1 protein-coding gene is annotated in these 793 nt (G+C 41.9%); it reads left to right on the top strand.

The features are described from left to right. On the top strand, window positions 1–793 hold a 793-nt coding region (locus GB932_RS21820; RefSeq protein ID WP_197517189.1), incomplete at both ends, for a thrombospondin type 3 repeat-containing protein.

Here is a 793-nt window from a genome sequence, read left to right as displayed (position 1 = left end):
ACAACCGTTGTTTTCAGCAGGACCTGCTACTGTAGGACAAGCGTCATCTTTATCGATTACACCTCCACTATCTAAGTTAACAGTTGCTAGAAACGTTGGAAAAGGTTTAGTAATTGACTGGCAAACTTCTGTTGGAAATGTTGAAAACAAAAGATTCAACATGGGGAAAGAATTTTTCCTAATGACAGGTCTTGGTTTCCAGGCTCACGCTGCAGGTCTTTTATGGAACGAAGAATCTTGGTTTGATCCATATTTAAGAGTTGGTGCTAACTACTTAAGACATGATTATACAGCTCTTACTTTCCCTAGAACATCTGTTGACGCTAACGGTAACGCAATCGAAACTGTAACAAACGGTAAGGATGGTAACGAAAATGGTAAAGCTAATCACTTTACTGTAGCTACAGGTGCTGGTGCTAACTTCTGGGTAACTAAGAACTTCGGTCTTGGTATTCAGGGAGATTATGTATCAACTCCAGGTGATAAATCTACTGTTGCTAACTTCTGGCAAGCTTCTGCTTCTATCTTATTCAGATTTGGAAACAGAGATAGAGATAAGGATGGTATCCTAGATAAAGATGACCTTTGTCCAGATACTCCAGGTTTACCAGAATTCCAAGGATGTCCTGATACTGACGGTGACGGAGTTCCAGATAAAGACGATCAATGCCCAGAAGTGGCTGGTCCAGTTGAAAACAACGGATGCCCTTGGCCAGATACTGACGGTGACGGTGTAATCGATAAAGATGACGCTTGTCCTACAGTAGCAGGTCCTGCTGAAAACAACGGTTGT

Origin of the sequence: Microbacterium karelineae, from assembly GCF_009745985.1 — a bacterium.
Lineage (GTDB): Bacteria > Actinomycetota > Actinomycetes > Actinomycetales > Microbacteriaceae > Microbacterium > Microbacterium karelineae.
This window is presented reverse-complemented; position numbering and strand designations above follow the sequence as displayed.